The sequence below is a fragment of the Acidaminobacter sp. QWL-03 genome (assembly GCF_058683855.1).
Genome location: NZ_CM178752.1, coordinates 220,847 through 245,682, shown reverse-complemented (window position 1 = coordinate 245,682; position 24,836 = coordinate 220,847). Strand labels below are relative to the sequence as shown.

The following is a 24,836-nucleotide window of genomic DNA, read 5'->3' as shown; positions in this document are numbered from 1 at the left end:
CCCTTCTCTGATAGAGTCGCAGAAGTCGCGTTCTTTTGCTTTTTACCCGAAATTGGATTGTAGAACCATTATTGGGAAACCGCTTCTTAAAGGCGGGCTATTTCATCCGCCAAACTGTGCCGCCACGAAGGGATTCGGCGATCAAAGGAGTGGTGTCGCTTAATGACTGGAGTCTGTTCTCCATTTCTTCCATACTGAGTCCATAGATCTCGCTGAGTTCTCGGGTGGTCAGCGGACCGTAGTCGTGAAGCAGATTTTCTACCGGGCGTGGCTTCTTTTTCTCGAGATGAGGCGCGAGTTGTCTGAGTACTTTCTCATACGCGCCAAGTGGTCTGTAACCGTTAAGCATGTAAGCCTGCGGTTTGTTTGAAGGGTCGTCGCTTTCCACATAGAACAGCATGGTGGGAAAGCCTGTCGCGCCATAGGTTTGGCCAAGCGCGAGATCTTCTTTGAATGCCCGCTCGGCCTCCGGATTATCCAAGTCCGCGCTGAATTTTCCAGCATCAAGATTAGGAATGTCTCCTGCGAGCTGCGTCAGCACTGCCCTATCAGACACATTTTGTCTTTCTGTGAGTGCTGCCCGCCTGATCCTTCTAAGGAACTTCTCCCCCACATCCGAGCCCTGAAGCGCCGCGGCTTTAACCGCAATATTCGCTGGCCAGGTTGAAAAGTGGGGTTCGGCCTCAATGTCCAGCCACAGATTTTCATCTACTGGTTGTCCGGTGCGCTCTGAGACTTCCTTCCAATGCGGCATGACCGCACGGGCAGAACTGATGCCATTGTGTTTGTCCGCAAAATTGTTCATGTCTCTGACCAGCCCGCCCATGACGGTTTGAATCTCGATTTGGTTTTGATAAAATTCCTTCAGCGCGAAAAGCACAGGTTCTGTAGCCCAGCACCAGGAACAGTAGGGATCGGTGAAGTAAAGAATTTTGACAAGTTTATTATTCATTTGAAATGCTCCTTTCAATATTACTAGTTAGTAGTATGCGTTTAAAAAAAGTCAATTTAATGATCAGATTCGATTTTGATCTTTTATGCTGTTAATCAGCATTTGTTTAAAATGATTTTATCACTAATTAGTATTATGTTCAACCTGATTATTTTTAAAAATGGTCACTGAATAATCCCGAAGAAGCGCTTTTATTTTTCGCAAAAATGTTTTAGCCGGCGACAAGTGAGAATAATAATTATTGAAGAAGTATTTTTATTATCCCTGATTCTTTTTTCTGATTCTGTGACTTAACCTATTGAGTTAAAGAGAGGTGCTCAACCATGTACGACATCACGACCATGAGCAGCAATTACGCAAACCTCGCAGGCATTCTCGCAGGCTTTTCTTTCAGCGGTATATACTTATTGATTGAGTACGAAAAGAGGGATTCATCTGAAGTCGTTGGTATTCTTTTCGCTGGATTTTTCGGACTGATTTTGGCGGCGTTTTTGTTTTCAAATATCAGCAGAATTGCCTATGATCCGGGAAATCCGGACTTGATGAAAGAGCTGTCATTTAGTGTTGTCATTGCAAGCATCATTTTTTGCATCGCGGTTATACAAATGTTTGTAAGTCTCGTGTTTATTTTTATTCTCTACCTGTTGTCAAAGCTGGTCATCAGTCTTGGTAAAATAATTTATTACGAAACAGCTCTGATTACGGTTATGTTCATTACGACTACAATCCCAAGGTTGTATATTGATGAAACCGACACGGGCTTGGTGAAAGACCTATTACTGTCTGGCTTGGTCTTTGTGTTCTTGACTTTTGTATTAAGTAAAATTTTCATGAAAAAACTTGATGTCATTTTCGAAAAAAACTTTCTTCAAATTGTAGCAGGCATCACCGTATTAATGGTCATGCTTGTTGGGATTTTCAGGTCGCGGATTTATCTGGGTGAGATTCCAGTCCTGTTTCCTCATTTTCTGAACTTATTGTATATCCTGATCATCATGGTGAATGGCTTCAGCATCAACCATGAGTATCGCATGATGATGCTGAAAGACCAGCAGATCAATGAAGATACTGACTAGGGGCATTCGGGGACAGGCACTGAGTTCAACTTGGGGTCAGGTACTGGGTTCAACTTGGGGTCAGGCACCGCAACATTTCTGTAACATTTCACAAAGACCACTTGCCACTGATAATTATTTTCATTTAATCACGACTAGATCACCCACCACGGGGTATAAATCCTGTGAATTAAACCTCATATTTTACATAGAAGAATCTCAAATTCTCACCCATAGACTATTTGAATTGTTTGAATCACTAAGAATTCCACTATGATATGAGGAGGAAGTTTCCCATGAACAGAATGATCTTTGTCAATTTACCGGTCAAGGATTTAAATGTCTCCAAGTCTTTCTTTCAGGCTCTGGGCTGGACCATCAACCCGGTCTACACAAACGATGACGCGGCCTGCCTGGTGATCTCGGATACCATTTATATCATGCTTCTGACAGAAGCATTCTACAAATCCTTTACCCATAAGGAAATTCCGGATACCAATGCCTATTCTGAGGTCATCATGGCCCTCTCCGCCGATAGTCGTGAAGAAGTGGACCTCCTCGTAGACAAAGCCTTCGCGGCAGGCGCCAGCTTCTACAATGAACCTCAAATCTACGACTTCATGTACAGCCGCAGCTTCCAGGATCCGGATCAACACTTGTGGGAAGTCGTTTATATGGAGGATGTTCAGCCGGAGGAAACCAAGCCCGAGGAGGCCTAAAAACTATGAAACACCTCGAATTCAAGACAACAATCATTGCACCTGTCAGCGTGGTTTGGAAAGTTATGCTCGGACCTGAAACTTATAAGCAGTGGACTGCCGCTTTTCAGGAAGGCTCACGTTATGAAGGCGCCTGGGAAGAGGGCTCGAAGATCTATTTTCTGAATCCCACCGGCTCCGGCATGTTGGGAAAAGTGGCTCAAATCAAATTGCATGAGGTCGTTTCCATCCAAATCCTCGGATTCGTCGATCAAGGCATAGAGGATACGGAAAGTGAGCAAGCAAAAACATGGGCACCCTCCTATGAAAATTACTATTTCAAAGCTGCAGATGGCAGCACTGAGCTTCGAGTCACCGTGGACGTGCCGCTGGAATACGAGGACATGATGACGACATCTTGGCTAAAAGCACTGGAAATACTGAAACAAATGTGTGAAGACCATTGACTTCACGACAAAAAAGCTCTGTAAGACAAGGCCTCGGCCGCGTCTCACAGAGCTTTCCTTTTTAATCAATGAATCCAATTCCTACCCAACCCAACTTACTTCTTAATAGGCTGCAGCTTCGCCGTAAAGTGGCGCAGCACCGGCGGCTGCCACAGAATTTCGTAGCCCGGGATCTCATGGGCACGCTTCTTGATGTTGATGAGTGCCTCAACAACGACATCAAAATGCGCTTGAGTATAAACGCGTCTTGGAATGGCGAGACGTGTAAATTCCATCTCCGCCTGCTGCTGCTTTCCGGTTTCTGGATCCAGATCCAACAGGTATGAGCCAATATCGCAAGAGCGGATGCCTGCCTCCAGATAGAGCTCGCAAGCCAGAGCATGGCCCGGGAACTGATAATACGGGATGTTCGGCAGGAGCGCTTTAGCATCCAGGAAAACCGCGTGACCGCCCACCGGATACTGGAACGCGATGCCCTCTTCCATGAGTCGCCCGCCAATATATTCGACCTGGCCTATTCTGTAACGCAGATAATCCTTATCGAGACCTTCGTAGAGACCAATCGATAAAGCTTCAAGATCTCTGCCCGCCAAGCCGCCGTAAGTGACGAAGCCCTCGTAAGGAATCGTCCAGCCTTTGACTTTTGTGTAAAGCTCTTCAGAGTCCCTAATGCCAATCAAGCCGCCCATATTGACAATGGCGTCCTTCTTCGCGCTCATAGTGAAAGCGTCCGCATAGCTGAACATTTCGCGAACGATGTCGATGATCTCAACATCGGCATAGCCCTCTTCCCTTTGCTTGATGAAGTAAGCGTTCTCCGCATAGCGAGCCGCGTCGATGATCATAGGGATGCCGTACTTGTCCGCAACGGCCTTGGTGGCCTTCATGTTGGCCATAGAAACCGGCTGACCGCCTGCAGAGTTGTTGGTGATCGTCATAATAATCAGGCCGACATTCTCCGCCCCAACCTCGTTGATATACGCCTCAAGCCGCGGCACGTCCATATTGCCCTTAAAAGGCATGTAGGTCTGGGTATCTTTGGCTTCCGGCACAACTATGTCCACCGGACGCGCGCCAATCAGGCCAACGTGGCCACGGGTCGTATCAAAGTGCATATTGGAAATACACTTCTGTCCTTTTGTCAAATAGCATGGCAGCAGCACTTTTTCAGCGGCTCTGCCCTGGTGCACCGGCTGGGCGAATTTGTAATTAAAGATGTCCTGAACGGCCCTTTGCAGCCTTCTATAGCTGCGCGCGCCGGCGTAAGATTCGTCACCAGTCATGATGCCCGCCCACTGGGTGTCGCTCATGGCGCCGGTACCGCTGTCTGTCAACAAATCGATATAAACATCATCAGAATCCAATCCGAAAACGTTGTAGTTGGCTGCTTTCAACTTTTCTTCCCGGTATTCTCTCGTTGTCATTTTAAGAGGTTCCACCATTTTGATTTTAAATGGTTCCGCGACGTACTTGACCATTACAATACCCCCTGAGATTTAGTAATTAAAGCATACCATTTCCGATGGTCGCCTTATAGTGTCTTTAATTTGACTTTAATCCCACTGCGACGTAAAATGAACTAAATCATCACGAAATATACAGGGGGTATGGCGGTGAAAACCATCGGCATAGTGGGACATATTGACAATATCAAGCGGATCCAGCGGGTCATCGACAACAGCTTCTCGAACCTGCGGGGCGAGCCCATTGAAATTCACGACATGCGCCAGGTTGAGACCACGGTGAACTACCTTAAGGAGCACATCAACGACTTCGATGGCATCATTTTTACCGGCAAAATCCTCTATGATATCATGAATCACCGGATGCACTCCCAGAATCCCTGGGTCCATCTGGATAACGATGAGAGCCAGCTGCAGCGGATTTTCCTGGAGGCGACCCTCAAGGATGGTCTGGATATCCGGCGTATCAGCATTGACTCCTACACCGAGGAGATGGTGCAGGCCATTTACAGCGGTTTTGGCTTCGAGCGCGGCGAGTATCACGCCGCCGTGTCAAATATTGACATTTTTCACGACACTCTGATTGAGGACCTGGCAGCGTTTCACAAAAGCTATCACGTCACCCACCCCGGTGCCATTGCCATCACCGGGATTTCCACGGTCCACAAACTGCTTTTAGCCGATGGTCTCCCCTCCATGCTCCTCACCTCCAACGAAAACTACATCAAAAACAAACTCTACGACCTGCTTCGAAAGATCAAATTCAAGGACATGTCGGTCAGCCAAATTGTAGTCATGTCCATGGAAATTGACCTTGACAACGAATACGACCTGACCTCGGAGAACGAATACAGCGTGATGCTGGAGAAAACCCGCATCACGGAGGAAGTCTACAAATTCGCCCAGCGCATCCAGGCGGCGGTTGTCGAAACTGAGAAAAACTACATGCTGTTTACTACAAAGCAGATCCTGGAGTTTGAAACCAACAACCTCAGGGAGCTGCCCATCCTCAGGTCGATCAACCAGAAGACCGCCCACACCCTCAGCGTGGGCATAGGCTTTGGAATCACCGCCAGGGAGGCCAAGTCCAACGCAGTTATTGGAAAGAACAAAGCCTTTAAAATGGGCGGCAACCAGTGCTTTGTAGTCTATGACCGCAAGCGGCTGGAACGCATCACAGCGCTGGATAAAGTGGTGGAAAGCGAGCCTGCGGGCGGCCTCGAACTTCCGTTCAAGGAGATCTCCGAAAAGAGCGGCGTCAGCATCAACAATATTTATAAGCTGAAATCCATTATGGACCTCTATAAAACCGACACTTTCACCAGCCTGGAGCTTGCCCAGGAGTTCGGCAATTCCCTCCGCAGTATGAACCGAATGATTGAGCGTTTGGAACAGGCGGGGTATATCGACGTTGTGGGCAGCAAGATCATTGGGAAAGCTGGGCGGCCGAGCAGGATTTTGAGGGTGGGGCTGTAAAAAAGACATTCAAAAAACTATGTCGATGGTCATGATTTCTACATCCATGACCATCGGCATAATTCGCTCTAATCAATCTCAAGCCGACGCTTTGTGCGACACCGCACTACAGATCCGTTTTAACCCCTCCTCAAGCGTCGCTTTCGGACAAGCCAGATTCAACCGGATGAACCCGTCTGAATTCTGAACAAACATGTTGCCGCCCTCCAGAAGCACACCCGCGTTATTGGCGAAAAACATTGACAAATCCTCTTCTTTTGAGAAATACGCTCCCAGATCCACCCAAGCCAGATACGTCGCTTCCGGAACCGAAAATTTCGCTTCTGGCAAACGCTCGGCAAGATAAGTCCTGGTAAGCTCAAAGTTCTCATCCAAGTAAGCCTGCAGCGCGTTCAGCCAAGGCTCACCGTGTTCATAAGCCGCTTGAGCCCCCGCTACACTCAACGGATGATCAAAGTTGTAATGTCTTGAATACCATTTTTCTCTCAACCCATCTTCAGGAATGATGATGTTCGAGATCATGAGCCCCGCCAAATTGAAAGTTTTGCTAGGCGCCATGCAAGTGATGATCTTTTTGTACTCTGGGAACAATTTCGCCAGCGGTATATGCTGCTTGCCAGCTCTTAGAAGGTCACAGTGGATCTCATCAGAAATAATCCATAATCCGTTTCGGACGCAGATTTCACCGATACGCTTCAACTCCGCTTCAGTCCATACGCGTCCCGTCGGATTGTGGGGATTACATAAAATAAACAACGTTGTCTTCTCATCCGCCGCTTTCTTCTCTAAATCTTCAAAGTCGACTTCGTAAACGCCGTCCTTGGAGACAAGATCTGTACAGATAATCTGCCGATGGTTATAATCCGCCGCATACTTGAAGTAAGCGTATGACGGTGTCAAAAAGAGCACTTTCTCATCCGGTTCGCAAATGTGGCCCGTCAATTCAAAGAGCGCCGGGATCACACCATTGGACATGACAAGGTCCTTCCTGTTGAAACGCCATCCATACCGCCTTTCACACCAGCTGGAAAACGCTTTGTAATAGTGATCAGAAAAGATTCGCGTGTAACCAAATATTTTTCTGTCAAGTCGCGCCTTCATCGCATCAATAATGACTTGAGGTGTGGCAAACTCCATATCCGCAACCCACATACGGATAAATTCATCATCCTTATAGGGAAACGCCATCGTTTCATCCGCATGAAAAATGTAATCGCGGAAACCATCCGTATTGAGTGAATTAGTGCCTCTTCTGTCAATCACTTCATCGAAGTTATACATTATCCATCCTGTCCTTTCTTATGAAAATTCATGGTTTATGAACCCATTCTACTGAGAAATTCAGGAACTGTCGAAGCTGCACTTGTTTCGCCAAAATAGAATTTATTCTCAAAAATTCTATTCTCAATAGAAAATCCACTCGGTGTGTGGTAAAATCTCTTCGAACAAAGAATCAACCTGCAAATCCATCAATTATTCTATTTTAACGAAACTTTTGGAGGTCTTATGTCTGAGGTCAGTCTCGAAATAGGCAAACGCGTGAGAAATTTCAGAAAAAAAAGAAAAATGACCATCGAAGCACTGGCCGCTATGATTCACAAAAGCAGAGCCACGGTCTCAAAATATGAAACTGGTGAAATTGTGATTGATATTGAAACACTCTATGACATCGCGGAAGCCCTGCACGTCCATGTTGACCAGCTGTTGTATTACCGGCCTGCACAGCATGAAAAAGCCATCAGGTTGAATAATCCCGCATTTTTCAGTGATGTTTCACAGTTCTACGCCTATGTTTACGATGGACGCTCCAATCAAGTTTTAAGGTGTGTCTTTGACGTTTTGTCCGAGGTCGGCGATTCAAAATATAAAATCATGATGTATATGAATTATAAGGATTACGACCACTATCAGAACTGTGAAAATACCTACGTAGGCATCATAGAGCATTACGACGCGTTGACCAATATCTTCATGAAAAACCAGGATACACCCATGGAACAGGTTACCGCCAGCATACTTGCCTCCTATCTGGACTCCGACATCAAATGGGGCCTTTTTTTCGGATTGTCATCACGACCGCTGATGCCCATTGCCGTCAAAATGCTCTTCTCAAAAAAGCCACTCCCCATTGATGAAGGACTGATCAAGCAGCTCAAGGTTTCTAAAGAGGACATTCGGCTGCTCAAGCATTACAATATGCTGTCGGTGACATGATACCGTTAGATAAACTTGTTGGGGGCGCAAAAAAACATCGGCAAAAGCTTTAAGGGCTTAGCCGATGGTTTCTTATTGTCCTCCAACATTTTTACACGCTCGCGCCTTTATACCTAAACGGCAAATACTCCAAAAACCGCTTCACCGCGTGAGACGCGGTCTGTTTGCTTCGCAGCGCAAGGCAGATCTCTCTGTAAGCCGGCACGTTCAGCTCTTTCGTGACAATGAGGTAAGGGACGCGCTGCAGGATCAGCTGTGGCAGAATGCTAACGCCCAGCCCGCTTTCGACCATGGACATGATGGCGTAGTCATCCCAGGTCGTAAATTTCACCTTTGGCGCGATGCCATAACGCTCAAAAATTTCCTTCACCTCTGACCGTCCGCCGCGGTCCAGAAGCATAAAGGGCTGCTCGCAGAGCGCCTCAAGGGGCACGCGATCCTCAGAAAGCAGAGGATGATGCAGCGGCAAAACAGCCAGCAACTTGTCCTCCCCGAGATGGATCGTTTCAAGGCTCGGATGGGCAGGCTCCAGCAGAAAGCCACAATCGACACGGCCCTCTATGATCCACTCTTCAATTTCGGTGTAATCCCCCAAGAGCAGTTCGTAGTCAATGCCCGGGAAGTCCTTTTGAAAGGCTTTGATAATCCTCGGGAGCCAGTGGGTCGCGACGCTGGAGATGGTGCCAATACGGATGAGTCCCGCCTGGAGTCCGCTGAGCTCATCGACCTGGGTCTGAAGTTTTTGGTATTCCAGACAGAGCGTTTTCGCGTAGGGCAGGAGCAGGACGCCGTCTGAGGTAAGCCGCACCCCCGCCCTGCTGCGTTCGAGCAGCGATGTATTCCACTCCTTTTCCAGATCCTGAATCATTCGACTGATCCCGGACTGAGTGTAATTCAGGGCTTCCGCGGCCTTTGTGAAACTGCCGCACTCCACGGTCTTTATGAAGGCCATGAGCTTTTGTAAGTTCAGATTCATATCCATTCAACAACCCGTCCTTTACATGACATTTCATCATGTTTTAGATGATAATTATTCGTTATTGTAATTTATCTTAAAATGGTACATTATAATCGAAAAGTCGTCAAGGAGGGGGATCAAATGAACAATCCTTATTTCAAATATGTACTGTCGCTGCTCCTGTTCGGTTCCAACGGCATTCTAGCCAGTTTCATTCTCCTCAGCAGTGTTGAAGTCGTCTTTTGGCGCACCTTAGTCGGCAGCCTCTTCCTGGTGATTCTGTTTATGATAAGCGGTGGTAAATTCACCGCCATCCACCATAAAAAGCACTTTTTCTATGCCTTGATTTCCGGTGCCGCCCTGGGCATCAGCTGGATTTTTCTCTTTGAGGCCTATAAGGAAATAGGCGTCAGTGTCGCCACGCTTGCCTATTACTGTGGCCCCGTCCTGGTCATAGCCGTCTCACCCTTGCTGTTCAACGAGCGACTGACCCCTGCCAAGCTCGCCGGACTTGGTTCTGTCATGCTGGGCATGCTCTTTGTCAACGGTCTGGGCCTCCTGACGAGCGGGCTCTCCTGGGGACTGTTTTGCGGGCTGGCTTCAGCGGTCATGTACGCGGTCATGATTGTCTTCAACAAAAAAGCCTCCAAGGTGACCGGGCTTGAAAATGCGTTATATCAGCTCCTCATGAGCTTTGTGACCGTCGCGGCCTATACCTTGTTCAGACAGGGGACGCCCAGCCTCGCTGCCGGAGACTACATCGTGCCCATTCTCCTCTTTGGCGTGGTCAACACAGCCCTTGGGTGTTATTTATACTTCGCTGCCATCGACCAGCTCTCCGCCGGTACGGTGTCCATTATAGGCTATCTGGAGCCTTTGTCCGCGCTGGTCTTCTCAGCGGTCTTCCTTCACGAGCATCTGTCCGGTCTCCAAATTGTTGGCGCAGTCCTGATCCTGAGTGGTGCTGCCTTCAGCGAACTCTACCGCGAAAAGCCCCGCGTTCCCGTTGGTCACGTCGCGTGAATCAGTAGGGACGGTTCTTTTTGATTTTCGATTTTCTTTTGAAGCCCATAGACGCAGTGGAATTCCACATGAGCCCCAACCATATCACTTGTCTGTATAAAAAGTTTCTTGGGCTGAGTTTTACAGAATATAAAAACAAACTCCGGATCGACTTTGCCATCCGGTTATTCGATGAAACGGATAAATCCATTAAAGAAATATGCCAGGAAGTGGGCTTTGTGAACATGAACTATTTCTATAAACAATTTAAAGACGCAACCGGAATGACACCAAAGGCTTACAAAGAATCGTTTCTTAGTCTGAATGTCAAAAGCAATAGTGCGTTATAATTGTGCGTCCATTGCAATATATGCAGCAAACAAAAAACCATCGGCAGAACTCTCAAGGCTTTAAAAGCTTTAAGACATCATGCCGATGGTTCAATTTTTTTAGCGGTTAGCGGTTAAGAGCTAACACCTATGTCAAGAGTGGTTTCTGACATGTACTTCCACAAGACTAAATCATCGCACTCAGCACACCTGCCATCAGAACCGACACAATCGTAACGCAGATGAAGCCCGCAATCAGCATAGTCGGGAGCATGGTGTCGAACAGAATCTCTTCCTCTTCAGCATTCCCAGCGACTGCCCGTGCCGCCTCTTTCGTGATCATGTAGTTGAACGGAAATCCTAAGTAACAGTTAAAGCCCACCGCCATTGAAAGTCTGCTTGTATAACCTACGCCTCGACCAACAATCCAACTGAAAACCCCTATGCCGATGGTCGCCATTACAAATGTCAGGACTAAAGGCATCAGCATCGCTTTGATAGTCGCCACGCTTGCGCCGGTCAAGAAAGTCATGATGTAGGCGTAAAAACTGATATCCAGAATGCCGCTGGACATGGTCTTGCTCATGACGCCTTTATCCAGCAGACCGAGGTTGCCCAGCACAACCCCAATGACGAGTGCCATGATGGATTTGTCCATCATTAAAGATATGTACGGAATTTTTGAGGTCACGTTGACATAGAGGGCGAGGTTTAAAGTGCCCAGGATCGCGAGGATGAGGAAATAAAAGACTGGCGTTTTGTAAAGTGAGGGGAGCTTGTCGATCAATTTCGTTTTTTGTGAAGCGTCTGACGCTGCCTGAACTTCTTTTGGGTGCTTCAATTCGCCAGCGCGCACTTTGCCAAGGAGATCTCTCATTTCGCCGCGGACGAGGAAAGCGACAATTGGCATGCCTACGAAGCCCTGAAGGGTGATGAGGAGGATCGGCCAAACAGCCAAGTCGGTAAATCCGCCGTTTGTCAGGGCTTGACTGGTCAGGATGCCGGCCATGCCGCCGCCGGCCAGCGGCGCGATCGCGGTCAGCGAAAGGAGTTTATCGCCCAGAAGCATCCCGCCAATGCTCAGGAAAATCGCCGCGATGCCCGCGACAGCTGCAAGTGCTGTGGCGACAGTCTTCCATTCCCGCTTGAGCTGCTCGAGCTCGAGCAAGGTCCCCATGTGGATCAGGATGATCATCATCATGATGTTTTTGACGGCAGACAGTCCCGAGACTTCGACGATATCCATCGGGATCACGGTCCAGTAACCAATGAGGGTGATGACGGTCATGAGAAAGAGCGCTGGAACTTTGCCTTTCAGTTTTGCAGAGATGGTTTCAGAAATAAAAATGATGGCGAGAACGAGAACAAAAGCGATTTCAAATCCGTACTTCATTGAATAGCCTCCTCATAAATTATTTGGTTCACTGCGCAGGTTAACCCTTTGCAATCAACTTCTGTTTGGATAATGCAAAAGCTTTCTTATAGTCGTCGACCAGATTCTGGTCCATGAACAGCCGTCTGGCCGTCAGAGCAATGACGGTGCCAGCGGTGAGAACCGACGGAATGGATTCGGACGCGCCGGAGGCGGCAAGGAATTCTTTGGTATGGGGCATTATGCCTTCTGGGGTGATGCCAAACCAGAGATTACAGGTTGGAAGCTCAAAGGACACATTGCCGACATCTGAAGATCCAAGAACGTCAAAGGGTTTGATCAGCCCCGGGTTCAGAGCCTCAGCCAGCCGAATCACCATGGTATCGAGAGCTTCGACTTTGACCGGCGCGCCGTAAGTCACACTCCAGGAAATCTCCACGTCAGCACCTGTCGCCAGCGCGCCTGCCCTCGCGCAGCGCTCAACCATGTCTGCCAGCTTCTCCATGTAAATATTGTCCAGTGCCCGAACGCCCCAGTCCATCTCTGCCCTGGCAGGTACTACATTGGTGACTTTTCCGCCGTCTCTGATAAATCCGTGAACCCTGGCATCGCTTCTGAGATGCTCCCGCTGAAGCTCTATGGCGTTGTAGGCGATCACCGCGGCGTCCAGGGCGCTGATGCCTTTTTCAGGCGCGGCAGACGCATGGGACGGTATACCTTTATAGACAATCGTCGCAGTTTTGGTCGCCAGAAAATCAGACCCGGTTGCCCAGCGGTCTCCCGGGTGAGTGGTTAAAGCGACGTCCACGTCATTGAAAAGTCCTGCTTCAACCATATGGGCTTTTCCCGCTTGACCCTCTTCGCCAGGCGTTCCATAGACGACCAGCTTCCCCGGCAGCACTTTCATCTGCTTTGCCAGCATCAGCGCCGCAGTCAGTCCGGCGGAGGCGATCAGATTGTGACCGCAGGCATGGCCATCCGGCAGCGCGTCGTATTCCAACAGGATGGCAATCGTAGGGCCCTCCGCTGCGCCCTTCAGCGTTGCCGTAAACGCAGTGTCCATGGTCCAAGTTTCCTTAGTGTTCGGATTGACGCCTCTTAAATTGCGTTCAACTTCAAAGCCTTCTAATGTCAACACCTCGCAAAGCAGCTCACACGCGTGGGTTTCGGTGAAGGCCATCTGCGGGTGATCGTAAATCTTCCGCGCGACCTCTGAAATCAGCTCAGTAAAGTCCGCTGACGTTGCGGCGAAAGCCACTTCTTCCTCACTCAGGACGACATGGCCATCTTTGACTTTTGTCAGCGTCCCAACGGTGCCGTCTTCTGACCACTGGATCACAAAACCAAGCGCATTAAGTGCCGCTTCATCAAGTTTAATTTCTCCATTTCCGGAAATGCTGAAGCTCCCATTTTCTTTCATTTCGATGTTGTCTGATAGTTTTAAAGTCTTTTGCGCGCTGCTCAACTCCACGGATATGACCTCCCCTGTTTATCTCTGACACTTGTGAAGAACTCTGTCATTGGTATTTAATTACGCAAATATTGGGCCAATTCTGTAATTTTAAAGTAACTGATTTGTTTTTTTTAAAGAGGTTGAAAATGCTATATTCTCAAATAAAAAAGACGCGCCTGAGGCGCGTCGTCTTGATCATCATGGATCAACAAAATGGTATGAATTTCTTTTTTGTGTCTTTTGGTTTGAAGCATTGGTTTGTTTTGGTTTGTTTTGGTATGCAGCACCATGTTCATGGCATGTCCCCGTGAGTTCCCACGCGAGCTTTCGAAAACGGATTACTTCACACCACGATTATCTGAAAGTAGTTTTTCTCTTCCCGCTTTTGTGAGACTAGTGCCGCCCCTGCCCTTTTCAACCTGAATGAACCCCTGTTTTTTAAGCGTATCCAGAAGGTCATTGATTCTGTATTCTGTCATTCTATAACCCTGATCCTCCAACCGCTTCACAAGTTTTCTGCGTCCGCAATAACCATGGTCAATTTCCAGGAGCATCAGGTCTTCCAAAGTCATTGAAGACTTGGTCTTTTCAATTGAAACTGATTTCTCAATATAAAGTTCTGAAATTGGTCTTTCATCATCGGATCCAAATGACTCAGGTCCCAAATGTTTGAGAAACCACTTTTGATATTTATCCGGCAAGTGTTTGACTTCAAGCATCCTTGTGTCAAAGCTCAGCATGTACTCGGCGCAGCCTTTCAGCTCTCTGGCGTTGCCCGGCCATGGGTACTGACTGATAAATGCTCTCAGCGGTTCGCTCAAATGATACGTATATTTTCCAAGCGCGTCCATCAGGATGGGTTCAATATCCTCTCTGCGTTCGCTTAGCGGCGGTACAGACAGTGTCACCGTACTGATGCGGTAATAGAGGTCTTCTCTGAAGTCACCCATCTCCATGGCTTCTTCCAGATTTCGGTTTGTCGCGCAGATGACTCTGACATCCACTTTTCTCGCGATGCTGGACCCAATAGGCTGAACTTCTTTTTCCTGAAGAAAGCGGAGCAGCTTGACTTGAAGCTTCAAACTTGCCTCTCCAATTTCATCCAGAAAAACGGTGCCGCCGTGCGCACTTTCCAAAAGACCTTTTTTCCCGCTTCGAAGTGCGCCGGTGAATGCGCCGCTGGCATAACCAAAGAGCTCTGATTCCAGTAGTGATTCCGAAAAAGCGCCGCAGTTGACCGCGTGGAAAGGCCGCTGCCGTCTTGCAGACGCCGCGTGAACGGAATGGGCCAGCAGTTCTTTTCCAACACCGGAAGGACCTTCTATGAGAATAGTTGTATCCGTTGCTGAGAAATGCCTGGCGAGCTCCACAATCCGCTTCATGTCACTACTCTTATAAAGAATGTCTTCAAATTTGTAGGCCAATTGTCCCTTGGATTCACTTTTAACGACGGGCACCGCTTCCAGCAGAACCCTGTGATGGACAGATTGACCATAGCTTTCAATCGCTCTGACACTGACGGTATAGCGCTGATCTGGAGAAAGTTCGAAGCTTCCGCTCCCACCGCGATCTTCGCAGGCGCTTCTGAGCTGGTCTAAAAATTGATCTCTTGAAACCTTTTGTCCAATCATTCGGTCAAAATCCTTATGAAATTCAGTTCTGAGACGCTCGTTGAAGCCCATGACCACGTCCTGATCGTTCAGCAGCAGCGATGGGGTATCCAACAGGTTCATGATGGCCAGGCGCTCCTGAGTAAATTCACTGAGGTAGGAGATCTCCACACAATCGTTGTAATGCAACAATGCGGTTTCGTCCACGATATAAGATGAGATTTTTTCTTCGAGAAAGCTTTCCGCAAGACCTGCTGCTTTGCCGATTCTTCGAAGGACATAGGGGTGCAGCACGCGCCATCCTAAATCAATGGTATGCTCGACCTCAGGAAGCTCATAAGATCTAATGCCGAGATAGATGGCATACTTGTAAGCGCTGGTATCCAGACGCTGGCCATAGTAGGGCACAAAATTGACATGCTCCATGCCATAGGCTTTAAGCGTCAGAAGTGTATCCCAGAGAAATATGCTGCCTTCACTGACTAAAAGAACATCAGTGCCTCTTTCCAGCTGTTTGATGCTGTCGAGGCAGGAACCGTGGAGCGTATTACCCATATGTATGAATTCAGCGGCTGGATTCAAGCATTTTTCCATCAGTACAGGCTTGAGAAATCCCAAGGTATACAGTACCAAGTCCGCGTTGAAGGTTTCTACAGGCCTGAGATCGGAATACAGTCTGACTTCCAGGTCTATATGGTCCTCGAAGATCCTTCTGAGGATAGCGGGATAATAATCCATGGACTCCTCATAGATCACAAATACAAAGACTTTGAGTTTAGAAGTCAAAGGGATCACCTCCAATCAATCGGTGTAGAGACAAAAAAAGAAAGGATAATGGCCTGAAAGGCGTATTGAGGTACGGCGCCTATCAGGCAAATCTGGCTCCATTATATCAGATTTTAAAATCATGCGGTGAGTAGATGATGATCTGCATAAGGAAAACAAAAATCCCGAACAGCCCAGGGGAAGGTGGCCGTTCGGGATTTATTATCGTCTGTAAACGTCGTCAATAATTTCAAAGTCCTTTTCAACCAGAGATTTATCTACCCAATCTCTGCTCGCAACGCGAACCGCATTCTCAGCCGGTTAACTGCCGATGGTCTCCTTTCCCTCATCAACAGCGAGGATTACGGTGAATATGGGGTAACGAAACCAGTACAGGCGCTAGCCGGCCGGTGAAACGGTATGTGGTGGAATAGATAAGATTTGTGCGCTGCGTGGATAGGGATGAAAGCGGTTGAAACTTAGTGTTGAAACTTGGTGTCAGACACCGAGTTTCTTTCTTACACAAACCCATACCCAGCCCTCAGCGCACTGGAATTCAGCGCCTCGTACTTCTCCTTGCCCTTCTTCCTGAAAACCTGATTCATCCCATTTAATGCCTCTTCCTCTGTAAACTCTCCGGTAGCCTTCACCACGACACCCGCCATGATGATGTTGGCCCCCAGCATGTGCCCCAGCTCCTTGGCCATGCTCGAGCAAGGAACCGCAATGAGTTTGACGTCCGTGCGCGAGCATTTTGCCGGATCCACCAGATCGCTGTTTATGACTATGGTGCCGCCGGACTTGACCATCGGCAAAAATTTCTGGAAGGAGGGCTCATTCATGGCGAGTAAGAGATCCGCCTCTTCCTGGGATGGGTTGTAGATGTAGCTGTCGCTGAATTTGACGGTGCAGTTGGCGGTGCCGCCCCGCATGGCGGAGCCGTACTGGGGGATCCATGTGGCGTGGAGGCCTTTGAACAGGGCCATCTCGGCCATGAGCAGGCCTACGGTGAGAACGCCCTGGCCGCCGGAACCGGCGAAGATGATTTCTTTATAAGCAGCCATCTATTTGACCTCCTTTTGCTCTTTTGTCCTGACTTTGAATTCGCCGAGGGGAAAATGCGGCGTGACGACTTGGTCCAGGTGCTTCATGGCGTCCGGGGCCGTCATGCCCCAGTTGGTCGGGCAGGAGGATAGGATTTCGACGACGCTGTAGCCTTCGCCGCTGAGCTGGGCCTCAAGGGCCTTTTTGATGTAGGTCTTGGTTTTGTTGATGTTCGCGGGTGTGCTGACGCTGCCTCGCGCCACGTAGGCGGCCGCGTCGAACTGTGAGGCAACGAGTTCAGGAAAGCGCAGGGGCATGCCGGTGGTGGCGCAGTCGCGACCATCGGGGGAGGTTGTGGTTTTTTGGCCCGGCATAGTGGTGTTGCTCATCTGGCCGCCGGTCATGCCGTAGTTCGTGTTGTTGACGACAAAGGTGGTGAAGCGCTCGTTGCGGTAGGCGGCGCTGGTGGTCTCGCCTATGCCGATGCTGTAGGCGTCCCCGTCCCCTTGATAGGAAATGACCACGTTGTCCGGGTTCACGCGCTTTATGGCCGTGCAGACCGCGCCCGCCCGGCCGTGGGAGCAGTGGAGGCGGTCGGTTTCAAGGGCGCCGCCAAGCAGGCTGGAGCAGCCGACGCCTATGCCAAAGATCACATTGTCGTCCTGGCCCAGCTCCTCAAGACATTCTGCGATCAAACGTATGATGATCCCGTGACCGCAGCCAGGGCAAAAGCTCATTGGCCTGTCGATCAGAGCGGGTACTTTTCTCGGTTTTATGTTCACCTTGGTGTTGGTGTTGGTGTTCGCAGCCATTAGTAAACCTCCTTCAATTCACCGCTGAGGACTTTGGCGTAATCCTCCATAATTGCCTTGGTGGATGGCACGCCATAGACGTGAGGATTGCAGAAGACTGGTGCAGGGCTGCCGGTGCTCTTGTTGCCACTTGCGCTGTCGCTGCCCTTTTTCTTTCCCTGGCGCATCACCGTCAGCGCAATGTCGTCCACTAATTGTCCTGTGGCGTTGGCCTCAATGGAAATGTATCCCTTCACCTCCGTGTTGACCTGCTCAAAGGCCTTCTCGGGGAACGGCCACGCTGTAATAGGCCGGATGTATCCTACCTTGTGGCCTTGAGCCCGGAGCTGCTCCACAGCGCCTATAGTCGCCCGACCCGGCATCCCATACGCTACAAACACGTAATCCGCGTCTTCCAGGTGCTCCGCTTCCCAGCGCTGCTCGGTTTCTTTCACTTTGTAGTACTTTTCGTTGAGGGCGACAGCTTCTTTCATGCTGTCACGGTCGAAGATACCAATCTTCTTGTTGGTGTATTTGCCGTCGAAGCCCCATTCGAAGCGCTTTGGCACCTGCATTTCTGGAAGTACGCATGGCTCCATCATCTGACCCAGGGCGCCTTCGGTCATGAGCACCGAGACCATTCTGTATTTTTCCGCAAGGTCGAAGGCTTCGACTGTGAGATCCGCCGCTTCCTGAACGCTGGAGGGGCAAAGGACAATACATCTGTAGTCCCCGTTGCCGCCGCCCCGGGTCTCTCTGTGGTAGTCACACTGGGCGGAGAGGAGTGTTCCTATGCCGTTGCCGTAGCGTACAACGTTGACGACGATGGCTGGAAGTTCCTCGTCAGACAATGTGGTCATGCCCTCCTGCTTGAGGCTGATGCCGGGGCCCGAGGATGCCGTGATGGACCTGACACCGCAGGCGGCGCTGCCTATGATCATGTTGATGCCCGCAATCTCTGACTCCGCCTGAACGAAGGCCCCGCCGACCTCCTTCAGCCGCCAGGACATATACTCCATGATTTCTGAGGACGGCGTGATGGGATACCCTGCATAGAATCTCGCCCCTGCCCGAATCGCCGCCTCAGCGATTGCTTCATTGCCTTTTATCATTTCACCTTTTACGGTTAACATGCTGCTGCCTCCTTCATTTCTCATATGCTTCAGAGCTGCGGTTTTATCAATTAGTACCAGGGATTTCGTAGACCCCGTCCGGACATGTGGTGTAGCAAATGCCGCAGGCGATGCACGCCTCATCATCAATCACTGTAAACAAATATCCCGCTTTATTGATCTCCGCACTGAATGAGATCGCTTTTTTAGGACAAGCCGCGACACACAGCCCACATTGCTTGCACCGCTGCGGTTTCGTCAATACCTTGCTCATTTTGCATCCTCCCTAATGTTACAGAAATATGACCGTCCGCGTCACCAACTCAAAACCTGTCCGCGTCCCCAACTCGCCATCCCTTGCAATTACAGCCTTTCTTTAATCAATGCCCCAAGGCGCTTGATGCCTTCCACAATCTTGTCGTCCTCCATAGTCGAGAAGTTCAGCCTAATGGCGTTCTTCCGGTCCGCCAGGGGATAAAAAGATTCCCCCGGAATGTAGGCCACGCCGCGCTTGATAGCTTCCGGCAGCATCGCTTTCGTATCGACATGTGCGGGGAGCTCCACCCAGATAAACATGCCGCCTTCCGGCCGGTCGTACCGGGCCTCCAAAGGAAACTCCGCCCCCATAGTCTCCAGCATCAAATCCCGCCTGCGCTTATACACCCCTTTGATCGTCTCGAGATGCGCGTCAAAATCATGTTCCTCAAGGAACGCGTTGACCTGCATCTGCGCCAGCTCCGCCGGCTGAAGATCGCAGCCATATTTCACAAGTTCATATTTCTTGATGAATTCCTCGTGGGCGCAGATCCAGCCCACCCTGAGCCCAGGCGACAGCACCTTGGAAAATGAGCCCATGTGCACCACATGCTTCCCAGGATCCAGCGACTTGACAGAAGGCAGACGCGTGCCATCAAACCGTACCTCACCATAAGCATTGTCCTCCAGGATAACCCTGTCATATTTAACCGCCAGCGCTACCAGTGCCTGCCGGCGCTCCAGGGACCAGGTCCGCCCCGTCGGGTTCTGGAAATTCGGAATGACGTAAATCAGCTTGGCCTCAGGATGCGCCACGAGCTTCGACTCCAGATCCTCCGGCTTCATGCCTGACTCATCGCTGTCCACGCTTATGTAATCCGTCTCAAAAGTCTTAAACGCCGTCAGCGCCCCAAGATAACTCGGATTCTCCGTCAGGACCACTTCCCCGGCATTTAGAAACAACAGCGCGCTCAGGCTGATCGCTTGCTGAGAGCCGGTCGTGATGGCAATGTTGTCAACCCCAGTCACCACGCACTCCCGAGCCATCAAAGAAGCAATTTTCTGCCGAAGCGGCACGTATCCCAGCGTCAGCCCATATTGCAGAGCCACCTCCGCCTGCTCCCGCAGCACCTTGTCCGTCGCCTTCCGCATGGCCTCCCCCGGAAACAGCTTCGGATCCGGCAGCCCGCCTGCAAAGGAAATCGTCCCCGGGTTGGCCGCAATCATCTTCATGACCTCCCGAATATCCGACGGCTTCAGCGCATTCATTCGATTCGCAACATTCATGTCCTTATCCTCCCCATATTCCCAAAATTCTATAGCTGAAGATTCGCCGCCAGATGCGCCAGCGCAATGGAATTCAGCTTAATCTCCGCTGTATCCGACCGCGACCCCAGCACCACCGGATGACTCGCCCCCAAAATGATCCCGGCCCACTTCGCCTTATTAAAATGCAGCCACGACTTCCCCAGCACATTCCCGGTCTCGATATTAGGGAAAATCAGCAGATCCACATCCCCCGCAATCCGGCTCTCGACCCCCTTGTGCCGCGCCGCCTCAGCGTCAAAAGCCACGTCAAAGGCAATGGGCCCCTCAATCACACAGGACGGCAGCTCGCCCGTCCGCACCGCTTCCACCAGTGCCGCAGCGTCCACGGTGGCGCCCACCTTTGGATCCACCATTTCATTCGCCGTCAGCGCTGCCACCTTAGGTTCCGGTATGCCGATGGTCTTCAGTGCCAGCACCGAATTCGCCAAAATATCCTTTTTCTGCGCCAAATCCGGACTGACGTTGACCCCACTGTCCGAGGCGTAGATCAGCTTGTGATACCCGGGCACCTCATAAACCGCCAGGAGCGAGAGCAACCGCCCCGTCCTGAGGCCGCGGTCACGGCTCAAAATTCCCCTCATATAGACGCTGGTATTGACGAACCCCTTCATCAGGATTCTTGCCCTGCCCTCTCTAACCTCTTGAACCGCCGTCTCAACCGCCGCCTCAGGACTTTCCGCCTCCACAATTTCATAGGCCGTCAGACCAACCTCTCTTGCCAAGCTCTCAATCCCCGCCCGACGCCCAACCAGGATCGAGCGGACAAATCCCAGATCCTCAGCCAGCTTCACCGCCTCGAGCACTGCTCTGTCCTCTGCCCCGGCGACACTGATCACAGAGCGAGGCGCGGATTTCGCCGCCTCAATCAAGTCTCCAAAGTTCCTCAGCATTTCTGACCCCATACTCAACTCTCCCATTCTAACGATACGTCTTTGGCGCTTCTTCACCGCTGAGCACTCGGAGCGCCCCAAGGGCCAGCGCTTCCATTTCCATTTCCCCCGGAACAATTTCAACCTCCGCCAAATAACTCACACGCTTCTCAATTTCCTGGCACACGTAAGCCGAATAAGCTATGCCGCCTGTGAGAATGATGCGGTCCACCTTCCCGTAAAGGGACGCCCCATACATGGCAATTTCCTTGGACACCTGATATATAAAAGCGTCCATGACCAGCTGCGCCTTTTCATCGCCGCTCAGGCAACGGTTCTCAATGTCCCTCATATCTTTTGTTCCAAGGTAATCATACATACCGCCGGTATTACTGATCTTGTCCACCATTTCACCATAGGTATACTTGCCTGAATAACACAGCTTGACCAGCGGATAGGTTATGATCCCGCCGCTGCGCTCCGGTGAAAACGGCCCGTCCGACCGTCCGCCGCTGCCATCGATCATTCTGCCATGGGCATGGGGCGCAATGGAGATTCCGGAGCCCAGGTGCGCCACTATGAAGTTGAAGGCCTCATAACGCCCTCCCAGCTTAGCGGCCGTCTTTCTGCAGACCGCCTTGTGATTCAGCGCATGCAGCCAGCTGGCCTTCTCAATGTCGGACAGCCCCGTGAGTCTAGAGATTGGCATAAACTCATCCACAGACACCGGATCCACCACATAAGCTTCAACCCCAGCCTCATCCGCGATCTGCCTAGCCAGCACCGCCCCAAGATTGGAAGCGTGCTCCCCTTGAATGGCATTTTTCATATCTGAGATCATAGCCTCATTGACCGTGTAAACGCCGCCTTCAATCGCCTTCATCAGTCCGCCTCGCCCCGCTACGGCGCTAAGACCATCCAGCGGCTCACTCTGTTCCTCCAGAATTTTAAGTATGTGACTCTTTCTGTAGTCATACTGATCAAACAACGTCTTGAATCCCTGAAGCTCCGCCTGAGTATGGTCGATGGTTTTCTTAAAAACTTCACGCTCATTGTCATAAATCGCCACTTTCGTCGAGGTGCCGCCAGGATTGATGGTCAAAATTCTCATAGGTATTGGCCTCCCATTTCATCAACATTTTTACTTTCAGCGCGTTAATCACCTATCAAACCATTTTTTCAGAACGCCGTTCCGAATAATTGAGCTAAGAAAAAAGATAATCGACTTATCTTTTTTCAAAATAGTTTATTTTTCGACATCGAAATCAACTTCAGCGTCAACATCAACTCCAACGTCAGCGTTAAAGTCAACACCATCATCCGCAGCCCTTTGCTACAGCACCTCCTGCGTAATCCTTCGGCTGATCTCGACCACCTTCTGAATCTTCTCGTCCAGATCCTCCCGCTTCATCCTGACCGTAGGCCCTGAGATACTGATCGCCGCAATGGCGTTCCCCCGCTTGTCCAGGATTGGCGCACCAATGCAGTACAGCCCAATCTCCTGCTCCTCATTGTCAATGGCGTAACCCTGCTGCCTGATCTTCTTAAGCTCCGCCATCATGCCTTCCCAGCTGACAATGGTATTCTCGGTATAGCGCTTTAGCGGCTGCTCCGCATAGGACATGAGGTCGATGTCCTTGGAAAAAGCCAGAAGACTTTTGCCGATGGACGATATATGCAAATCACTGCTCGATCCGACACCCGGATTCACCGACAGCACTTTGCTCTTGCTGAATTCCTTCAGAATGATCACACTCTTGTAGCCCACTTCCGGGTCACGGTCGAGCACCGACACGTTGACCACTTCGCCATAAGCCTCAAACAACTCTTTGGCATAGGGTCGAACCACATCCGCGAGAGAAAACTTCTCCCCGACCAAGAGTCCCATAGCATAGACCTTCATTCCCAGCCAGTACTTGCCGTTTTCTGGATTCTTCTGGACAAAGCCTTTATATTCAAGGGATGCCAGCGACCTGTGAATGGTGCTCTTATAGAGGTCCAGATCTCTCGCAAGCTCCGAGACGCCCATTTCGCCGTTATTATGATACAGCGCCAGCAGGATGTCCAGCGCGCGATCGACAGCGACAATTCTTTCGGTCATAATGTGACTCCCTTTCCTGTTCCGATTTTTAACAACACCGTTCCGACTTCATTCTACAATGAGTGGATGTCCGTTGTCAATCCATCGGAAAAGGCTTTAATACAATTTTTTTAAGCAGCACTCGAAGTACGGTTCGGAGCCTTCAATCTGGAAAATACAAAGGACAAGCCTAGCGCAACAATCAGGAGCCCGGCAGATACCATATACGCGGTCGTAAATTGCCCGGTCAGATCATAGATCCAGGCGCCCGTCATTGGTCCAATAATGCCGCCCACACCCCAGCCCGTGAACATGAGGCCAAAATTGACGCCAAAATTCTTGAGCCCATATAAGTCAGTAATTGTCGCAGGGAAAACTGAAAAGATCGCGCCGTAGCACATGCCGGCCACCGCAACACCAATCGCCAGGGTCGGCACAGATCGCAGGGTGGTGAACGCCAGCATATTCATGGCCTGGAGGATGAAGATGCCGCGAATCAGGTTGAGGCGTCCGAGCTTATCCGAAAGACTTCCGCCCCCGAATCTGCCTATAGTATTGAACAGCGCCAGCAGCATGACGAGCAGAAATCCGCCAGCCCAGCTTGCCTGAACTTTGGCAATGGATACGACGTGACCAATGACCATCAGTCCTGCTGAAGAGGACATGGCGAGCATCATCCAGATCATCCAGAATTTTGGCGACCGGAGCATTTCCTGCCAGGTATGGTCGTTCAGGGCTTGAGCCTTTTCAATAACTGTCCGTTTCGAAGCTTCTGTTTCAGGCGGATTCTTAAGGATTTGCGCGAGGATCATACCGAAGACCAAACTGATCGTGCCGACAACCAGGAACACGGCAGCGACACCATAGGTTTGATTGAGCCAGTTGGCCAGCGGTGAATAGATCATGGACGACACGCTGACGCCGCCGACGACCACACCGGTAACCATGCCTTTCTTCTCTTTTGGAAACCATTTAACGGCCGGCGGGGTGGTTGACACATTCAGAATCCCAATCCCGCTGCCCGCAATCAGACCAAAGGCTACGGCCACAAACAGGGGCTCTGTCTTGAGCCCGGACAAGATAGCACCGGTGCCCATCAGTATGACGCCAATAGTCGCCGTCCATCTGGGTCCCTTTTGATCCTGCAGTTTTCCAAAGAACACCATGGCTATGACGAAAGTTACCGTAGCCATGGTATACGGCAGCGATGCCTGCTTGCTGGTCCAGCCGAGCTGGTCAATCAGTGAACGGCTGACTATACCCCAAATATAAAGCATCCCTGACACGAGGTTGATCCCGGCGGCAGCACCAAGCACGGCATAAGCCTTTTTTTGTGTTGCGCTTTTCATAAACTACTCCTCCTTTTCAGTTTCGTATTGACGTTAACAGCGATTTTAAATGATTTTACACCTTAATTCAACCGTTTTTTTCGGTCTTGCGTTCCGATATGGTTTCAGTGAATCACTATAGCATTATAAGAATCAGAGTTCAACCTATATAAAAATCAAATCAATTATGATTATCTCTTTTTTCCAGTTGCTT

23 protein-coding genes are annotated in these 24,836 nt (G+C 50.1%); 7 read left to right on the top strand and 16 right to left on the bottom strand.

Annotation, left to right across the window (positions count from 1 at the left end):
* Positions 1–97: 97 nt before the first annotated feature.
* Complete coding sequence (locus AC4PHM_RS01060) at positions 98–952, bottom strand: DsbA family protein (protein ID WP_492019052.1); 855 nt, start codon at positions 950–952, stop codon at positions 98–100.
* Between the two features lie 323 nt (positions 953–1,275).
* On the opposite strand from AC4PHM_RS01060, the gene AC4PHM_RS01055 reads away from it, so the two are divergent.
* The 3 genes from AC4PHM_RS01055 (at position 1,276) to AC4PHM_RS01045 (ending at position 3,172) form a co-directional block, all read left to right on the top strand.
* The gene (locus tag AC4PHM_RS01055; RefSeq protein ID WP_492019051.1) at positions 1,276–2,028 is read left to right on the top strand and encodes a hypothetical protein; all 753 of its coding nucleotides are present in this window, start codon (positions 1,276–1,278) and stop codon (positions 2,026–2,028) included.
* Positions 2,029–2,303: 275 nt separating this feature from the next.
* Positions 2,304–2,726, top strand: coding sequence for a VOC family protein (locus AC4PHM_RS01050; protein ID WP_492019050.1), 423 nt, complete (start codon positions 2,304–2,306; stop codon positions 2,724–2,726).
* A gap of 5 nt (positions 2,727–2,731) precedes the next feature.
* Positions 2,732–3,172: an SRPBCC family protein gene (locus tag AC4PHM_RS01045; protein WP_492019049.1), complete on the top strand. Its 441-nt coding sequence runs from the start codon at positions 2,732–2,734 to the stop codon at positions 3,170–3,172.
* A gap of 95 nt (positions 3,173–3,267) precedes the next feature.
* Here the strand turns inward: AC4PHM_RS01045 and AC4PHM_RS01040 are convergent, their stop codons facing one another.
* A complete protein-coding gene (locus AC4PHM_RS01040) occupies positions 3,268–4,650 on the bottom strand; it encodes a tryptophanase (protein WP_492019048.1) in 1,383 nt (460 codons plus the stop codon).
* A 135-nt stretch (positions 4,651–4,785) separates the two neighbouring features.
* Between AC4PHM_RS01040 and AC4PHM_RS01035 the strand changes: the two genes are divergently transcribed.
* A complete protein-coding gene (locus tag AC4PHM_RS01035) occupies positions 4,786–6,111 on the top strand; it encodes a hypothetical protein (RefSeq protein ID WP_492019047.1) in 1,326 nt (441 codons plus the stop codon).
* A gap of 78 nt (positions 6,112–6,189) precedes the next feature.
* Here AC4PHM_RS01035 and AC4PHM_RS01030 read toward each other — a convergent pair whose 3' ends face one another.
* Entirely contained in the window at positions 6,190–7,392 is a 1,203-nt protein-coding gene (locus tag AC4PHM_RS01030) for a MalY/PatB family protein (protein WP_492019046.1), read from the bottom strand.
* Positions 7,393–7,617: 225 nt separating this feature from the next.
* On the opposite strand from AC4PHM_RS01030, the gene AC4PHM_RS01025 reads away from it, so the two are divergent.
* Positions 7,618–8,325: a helix-turn-helix domain-containing protein gene (locus AC4PHM_RS01025; RefSeq protein WP_492019045.1), complete on the top strand. Its 708-nt coding sequence runs from the start codon at positions 7,618–7,620 to the stop codon at positions 8,323–8,325.
* Positions 8,326–8,416: 91 nt separating this feature from the next.
* On the opposite strand, the gene AC4PHM_RS01020 is transcribed toward AC4PHM_RS01025, so the two are convergent.
* Positions 8,417–9,307 (bottom strand): LysR family transcriptional regulator, encoded by an 891-nt coding sequence (locus AC4PHM_RS01020; protein ID WP_492019044.1) that lies wholly within the window; start codon positions 9,305–9,307, stop codon positions 8,417–8,419.
* Positions 9,308–9,424: 117 nt separating this feature from the next.
* Here AC4PHM_RS01020 and AC4PHM_RS01015 point away from each other — a divergent pair, with 117 nt between their 5' ends.
* Both AC4PHM_RS01015 and AC4PHM_RS01010 read left to right on the top strand, forming a co-directional pair.
* Entirely contained in the window at positions 9,425–10,306 is an 882-nt protein-coding gene (locus tag AC4PHM_RS01015) for a DMT family transporter (protein ID WP_492019043.1), read from the top strand.
* 20 nt (positions 10,307–10,326) lie between these two features.
* Positions 10,327–10,635, top strand: coding sequence for a helix-turn-helix domain-containing protein (locus tag AC4PHM_RS01010; protein WP_492019042.1), 309 nt, complete (start codon positions 10,327–10,329; stop codon positions 10,633–10,635).
* A 166-nt stretch (positions 10,636–10,801) separates the two neighbouring features.
* Here the strand turns inward: AC4PHM_RS01010 and AC4PHM_RS01005 are convergent, their stop codons facing one another.
* The 12 genes from AC4PHM_RS01005 to AC4PHM_RS00950 form a co-directional block, all read right to left on the bottom strand.
* Entirely contained in the window at positions 10,802–12,007 is a 1,206-nt protein-coding gene (locus AC4PHM_RS01005; protein ID WP_492019041.1) for a hypothetical protein, read from the bottom strand.
* Between the two features lie 40 nt (positions 12,008–12,047).
* A complete protein-coding gene (locus AC4PHM_RS01000; RefSeq protein WP_492019040.1) occupies positions 12,048–13,457 on the bottom strand; it encodes a M20 family metallopeptidase in 1,410 nt (469 codons plus the stop codon).
* A 320-nt stretch (positions 13,458–13,777) separates the two neighbouring features.
* A complete protein-coding gene (locus tag AC4PHM_RS00995) occupies positions 13,778–15,835 on the bottom strand; it encodes a sigma-54 interaction domain-containing protein (RefSeq protein WP_492019039.1) in 2,058 nt (685 codons plus the stop codon).
* Between the two features lie 497 nt (positions 15,836–16,332).
* Positions 16,333–16,878, bottom strand: a complete 546-nt coding sequence (locus AC4PHM_RS00990) for a 2-oxoacid:ferredoxin oxidoreductase subunit gamma family protein (protein ID WP_492019038.1) — start codon at positions 16,876–16,878, stop codon at positions 16,333–16,335.
* The gene (locus AC4PHM_RS00985; RefSeq protein WP_492019037.1) at positions 16,879–17,670 is read right to left on the bottom strand and encodes a thiamine pyrophosphate-dependent enzyme; all 792 of its coding nucleotides are present in this window, start codon (positions 17,668–17,670) and stop codon (positions 16,879–16,881) included.
* On the bottom strand, positions 17,670–18,782 hold the full coding sequence (locus tag AC4PHM_RS00980; protein WP_492019036.1) for a 3-methyl-2-oxobutanoate dehydrogenase subunit beta: 1,113 nt from the start codon (positions 18,780–18,782) through the stop codon (positions 17,670–17,672). The genes AC4PHM_RS00985 and AC4PHM_RS00980 overlap by 1 nt, the downstream gene beginning before the upstream one ends.
* A 46-nt stretch (positions 18,783–18,828) precedes the next feature.
* Positions 18,829–19,035, bottom strand: coding sequence for a 4Fe-4S binding protein (locus AC4PHM_RS00975; RefSeq protein ID WP_492019035.1), 207 nt, complete (start codon positions 19,033–19,035; stop codon positions 18,829–18,831).
* 89 nt (positions 19,036–19,124) lie between these two features.
* Positions 19,125–20,303, bottom strand: coding sequence for an aminotransferase-like domain-containing protein (locus AC4PHM_RS00970; protein WP_492019034.1), 1,179 nt, complete (start codon positions 20,301–20,303; stop codon positions 19,125–19,127).
* Between the two features lie 29 nt (positions 20,304–20,332).
* The gene (locus AC4PHM_RS00965) at positions 20,333–21,247 is read right to left on the bottom strand and encodes a phosphate acyltransferase (RefSeq protein ID WP_492019033.1); all 915 of its coding nucleotides are present in this window, start codon (positions 21,245–21,247) and stop codon (positions 20,333–20,335) included.
* Between the two features lie 16 nt (positions 21,248–21,263).
* The gene (gene buk / locus AC4PHM_RS00960; RefSeq protein ID WP_492019032.1) at positions 21,264–22,325 is read right to left on the bottom strand and encodes a butyrate kinase; all 1,062 of its coding nucleotides are present in this window, start codon (positions 22,323–22,325) and stop codon (positions 21,264–21,266) included.
* Positions 22,326–22,547: 222 nt separating this feature from the next.
* Positions 22,548–23,315, bottom strand: a complete 768-nt coding sequence (locus AC4PHM_RS00955; protein ID WP_492019031.1) for an IclR family transcriptional regulator — start codon at positions 23,313–23,315, stop codon at positions 22,548–22,550.
* 110 nt (positions 23,316–23,425) lie between these two features.
* Complete coding sequence (locus AC4PHM_RS00950; protein WP_492019030.1) at positions 23,426–24,643, bottom strand: L-lactate MFS transporter; 1,218 nt, start codon at positions 24,641–24,643, stop codon at positions 23,426–23,428.
* Between the last annotated feature and the right edge of the window lie 193 nt (positions 24,644–24,836).

Excerpts from the sequence above, each read along its gene's own strand:
- AC4PHM_RS01060 (WP_492019052.1), bottom strand. The coding sequence starts at position 952 with ATGAATAATAAACTTGTCAAAATTCTTTACTTCACCGATCCCTACTGT.
- AC4PHM_RS01055 (WP_492019051.1), top strand. The coding sequence starts at position 1,276 with ATGTACGACATCACGACCATGAGCAGCAATTACGCAAACCTCGCAGGC.
- AC4PHM_RS01050 (WP_492019050.1), top strand. The coding sequence starts at position 2,304 with ATGAACAGAATGATCTTTGTCAATTTACCGGTCAAGGATTTAAATGTC.
- AC4PHM_RS01045 (WP_492019049.1), top strand. The coding sequence starts at position 2,732 with ATGAAACACCTCGAATTCAAGACAACAATCATTGCACCTGTCAGCGTG.
- AC4PHM_RS01040 (WP_492019048.1), bottom strand. The coding sequence starts at position 4,650 with ATGGTCAAGTACGTCGCGGAACCATTTAAAATCAAAATGGTGGAACCT.
- AC4PHM_RS01030 (WP_492019046.1), bottom strand. The coding sequence starts at position 7,392 with ATGTATAACTTCGATGAAGTGATTGACAGAAGAGGCACTAATTCACTC.
- AC4PHM_RS01025 (WP_492019045.1), top strand. The coding sequence starts at position 7,618 with ATGTCTGAGGTCAGTCTCGAAATAGGCAAACGCGTGAGAAATTTCAGA.
- AC4PHM_RS01020 (WP_492019044.1), bottom strand. The coding sequence starts at position 9,307 with ATGGATATGAATCTGAACTTACAAAAGCTCATGGCCTTCATAAAGACC.
- AC4PHM_RS01015 (WP_492019043.1), top strand. The coding sequence starts at position 9,425 with ATGAACAATCCTTATTTCAAATATGTACTGTCGCTGCTCCTGTTCGGT.
- AC4PHM_RS01005 (WP_492019041.1), bottom strand. The coding sequence starts at position 12,007 with ATGAAGTACGGATTTGAAATCGCTTTTGTTCTCGTTCTCGCCATCATT.
- AC4PHM_RS00990 (WP_492019038.1), bottom strand. The coding sequence starts at position 16,878 with ATGGCTGCTTATAAAGAAATCATCTTCGCCGGTTCCGGCGGCCAGGGC.
- AC4PHM_RS00985 (WP_492019037.1), bottom strand. The coding sequence starts at position 17,670 with ATGGCTGCGAACACCAACACCAACACCAAGGTGAACATAAAACCGAGA.
- AC4PHM_RS00980 (WP_492019036.1), bottom strand. The coding sequence starts at position 18,782 with ATGTTAACCGTAAAAGGTGAAATGATAAAAGGCAATGAAGCAATCGCT.
- AC4PHM_RS00975 (WP_492019035.1), bottom strand. The coding sequence starts at position 19,035 with ATGAGCAAGGTATTGACGAAACCGCAGCGGTGCAAGCAATGTGGGCTG.
- AC4PHM_RS00970 (WP_492019034.1), bottom strand. The coding sequence starts at position 20,303 with ATGAATGTTGCGAATCGAATGAATGCGCTGAAGCCGTCGGATATTCGG.
- AC4PHM_RS00965 (WP_492019033.1), bottom strand. The coding sequence starts at position 21,247 with ATGGGGTCAGAAATGCTGAGGAACTTTGGAGACTTGATTGAGGCGGCG.
- buk (WP_492019032.1), bottom strand. The coding sequence starts at position 22,325 with ATGAGAATTTTGACCATCAATCCTGGCGGCACCTCGACGAAAGTGGCG.
- AC4PHM_RS00955 (WP_492019031.1), bottom strand. The coding sequence starts at position 23,315 with ATGACCGAAAGAATTGTCGCTGTCGATCGCGCGCTGGACATCCTGCTG.
- AC4PHM_RS00950 (WP_492019030.1), bottom strand. The coding sequence starts at position 24,643 with ATGAAAAGCGCAACACAAAAAAAGGCTTATGCCGTGCTTGGTGCTGCC.